3 protein-coding genes are annotated in these 3,178 nt (G+C 45.6%); 2 read left to right on the top strand and 1 reads right to left on the bottom strand.

All coding sequences use genetic code 11. The annotated features are described in order from the left end of the window. Nucleotides 1–221: 221 nt before the first annotated feature. A complete protein-coding gene (locus PN462_RS11340) occupies nucleotides 222–1,637 on the bottom strand; it encodes a serine/threonine protein kinase (protein ID WP_272128328.1) in 1,416 nt (471 codons plus the stop codon). 226 nt (nucleotides 1,638–1,863) lie between these two features. Here PN462_RS11340 and PN462_RS11335 point away from each other — a divergent pair, with 226 nt between their 5' ends. Both PN462_RS11335 and PN462_RS11330 read left to right on the top strand, forming a co-directional pair. Then, on the top strand, nucleotides 1,864–2,361 hold the full coding sequence (locus tag PN462_RS11335) for a molybdenum cofactor biosynthesis protein MoaE (RefSeq protein ID WP_272128327.1): 498 nt from the start codon (nucleotides 1,864–1,866) through the stop codon (nucleotides 2,359–2,361). Between the two features lie 469 nt (nucleotides 2,362–2,830). Then, the gene (locus PN462_RS11330; protein ID WP_272128326.1) at nucleotides 2,831–3,130 is read left to right on the top strand and encodes a (2Fe-2S) ferredoxin domain-containing protein; all 300 of its coding nucleotides are present in this window, start codon (nucleotides 2,831–2,833) and stop codon (nucleotides 3,128–3,130) included. The last annotated feature ends 48 nt before the right edge of the window (nucleotides 3,131–3,178 follow it).

Genomic DNA, 3,178 nt, shown 5'->3' with positions numbered 1-3,178 from the left:
CGTTGTTTCAGACACTTGTGAGAGACATTTTCTCCCCCTCTCCCAAGGTTGGGAGAGGGGGTTGGGGGGTGAGGGCGACTCCAAACCGCCATATCTCGTTACCCACCTTGACAGGGCTGGGTGGGCAATGCCCACCCAGAGGGCGTTTCAGTTCTTTTTAAGGTCTATAATCAGGGGTTTGGGGAAATGGAAAAGCAAAAAAGGTCAAACAAATTTGGCACTCAATTAAAACTATCTTTATTTTGCTCAAAATTAATTTTCATTCGTTCGAGTTGCTGACGGACTCCTTCGGGGGATAACCACCCATATCCCGCTTCTCCGAGGACTTGGATTAAACGTTGAAAGTCTTCTTCAGTCCAAGAAGGGGTCCCAAACCGAGACAGGGAGAGACGGATTTCTTCTTCTGAGGGATTATAGGCTTTTTGTTGGGGGTTAGAACGGATTAAGGGGAGAAAGGGTTTGAGAAATTTTTGTAGGGGATGGGATTGAGACGCATTGAGTTTGGCGGTTTTAACGGTAATGGGGAGAAAGTATTTACGTTCTTTGGGATGATATTGATGGAGGATAATTTGTCGTTCGTACACTTGTTCAGGGATTAAGCGACTGGTATCTACGGTGATGCGACACTCTAGTTTACTGCGGTGGAATTGACTGGGGGAAATTTTAATCCAGGGATGCTGTTGGGAAACATAGGGTTGATCACTGGGGTGGGTGGCAATTTCCCAGACTCCTTCTTTTACGGAGGTGGGAATTATACGACGTAATTTTAAGGTTTGGGTGACTTTTTGGCCTTTGCGGGTTGCTTGGAAGATTAACCCCGGATGTCGGAGGGGAATTTCGGGGATTTTGGCAACGGAAATGGATTTAAAAACGGTTTTTGCTTTAATGGCTGAAGAAAAGCGATCGCGCTGATCAGGTTCAACTAATTTTTCGAGCCAATTTAAAAATTGTGGGTTAAGAAAATTCAAGCGATCGCGGAAAACAAACCGATTCTCTTGATTGATCAAAAAATGAACGTCTTCGGACGGCGTTTCTGTTAAAAAACAAATTAATGCCACCCCTAAACTATACAAGTCTGTTGCTTTGGTGGGTGAATTATTAAACTGTTCCGGGGCAGTAAATCCCGACTCCGTAAACGAGTAATTTTTACCATTTTGAGCAGTCGGAGACGTAGGAAAAACTTGAAAATCAGTTAAATAAACTTGCTTTTTAGGCGTGATTAGGATATTCTTTGGCTTGAGATTTAAGTGAAAAATAGCCGGGACTTTTTTCTGTAAATCAATTAACGTATCGAGTAATTTTAGAATTAAATTCTTAATGAAAGCCGGATCAAAATTTTTATAATCTTCCAAAGACTTCCCTGAAATATGTTCCCGCACCAAACATAACGACCGAGACGTTTTAAAAGCATATAAATATTTAGACAGAGCCGGATTACTCAAGGCTTCTACTTGTTTGACGCGATCGCGGTAATACTGTTTAAAATATTTCAGAGTCGTCGCATCCTGAACATAAAACTCCTTGATCACAACACGCTTATCCGTAATATTATCTTGAGCCACCACCGTCCGGGTTTGACCTTGATAATTCGGTTTAAGCTCCTCAAGGAGTTGGTAGCGTTGTGTTGCCGTATCCATTAATACCAATGGGTCTGCGTCCTCTCACAATAACAAAAGCCCTTCAATACAATAAACTATAAACTATAGTCGAAACTTTAGCCGATGTGTACCTTACCCCCCCATTCCCCCTAACTTATAGCATCACCAGGATAGCTCTGAGCCAAGCAAACTTCCTCCTGCCCCCTACCCTCTACCCTCTACCCTCTGCCCTCTGCCCTCTGCCTTAGGATACTGCTTACTGTTTATGCCTTCTAACCCCTCTAACCTACAAACTCCCCCCACCCCCCAAACCCAAAATCATTTTGCCATTTCCTTTGCCCCCCTGTCCTTAGAGCAAGCGTACCAACTCGCCGACGAAGCGGCCAACGGGGCCGTCGTCCTCATGAGTGGCACAGTCCGCGACAACACCGACGGCAAACCCGTAGTCTTCTTAGAATACCAAGCCTACGAACCCATGGCCTTAGAAATTTTCCGCCAAATAGCCACCCACATTCGCCAACAATGGCCCGACATTAACCAAATTGTCATCCACCACCGCATCGGACGTTTACAAATCGGCGAAATTAGCGTCTTAGTAGCCGTTGGCAGTCCCCATCGGGCCGAAGCCTTTGCGGCCTGTCGTTATGCCATTGACACCCTCAAACATAACGCCCCCATCTGGAAAAAAGAACACTTTAGCGACGGGTCCGGAACATGGGTCAGTATTGGCGCGTGCGAACAGAACGGAGAGAAAAGCTGTTAAAGTAAAATTAAGCACACCCATTCACCGCTCGTTAAAAGCTAGACATTGATTGACATTGTTCAATTTTTGTTGACTTAGAAAGGGACGAGCGTGCAGACTCAGCCATAAATCCTGTAAAAAGGTAGGCTACCTTCGCCAGGGTGATCACACCCAAGTGTAAACGCCAGCACTTGGCTCTGTGGTCTGTAATTAAACTGAATACCAACGATGAGTGAAGGTAGTGTTACAGATGTAAAAAGCCCTTTGAAGTTTGTCGAGGCAAACCTTACAGTTTAACTGAGTGGCTGAAGAAGCCCTGAAAATCATGTGCAATTACACATTTCTCATAACCCTGACCAAAATCAAACCCCTTTGAAACCTGTTCATCCGGCACGGGCCAGAAAACTCCAGGAGGGGTATAAGTAGGGCTTTGTAGCCTAATGTCCAAAAAAGTCAAGTAAATCGCCTACTAGAGGTTAACCCAATACTCATGAGTGAACCCCAACGGCAAGTCTTCGTCTGTCAAAACTGCACCTGTCTCTCCCGACAAGCAGATGAAATTCTCGCCACCTTTGAAACCGCAGACCTCCCCGACGATGTAGAAATTGTCCCCTCTGGCTGTTTGGGACAATGTAACATGGGAGCAAATGCGCGAATTGTCCCCGAAGAAACCTGGTATTGTCGCCTCACCCCCGAAGATGTGGAACAAATCGTAGAACAACACCTCAAAGGGGGTGAACGAGTCCAAGAAAAACTCCACCCCCGTATTCATATGCAGTTTAGCCTTTAGGGGAGATGGAGGAGATGGGGGAGATGGGGGAGATGGAGGAGATGGAGG

Source organism: Spirulina sp. CS-785/01 (genome assembly GCF_028330525.1).
GTDB lineage: Bacteria > Cyanobacteriota > Cyanobacteriia > Cyanobacteriales > Spirulinaceae > JAQMSD01.
Note: the sequence above shows the minus strand (reverse complement) of the source record. Positions and strands in the feature narration are given on the sequence as shown.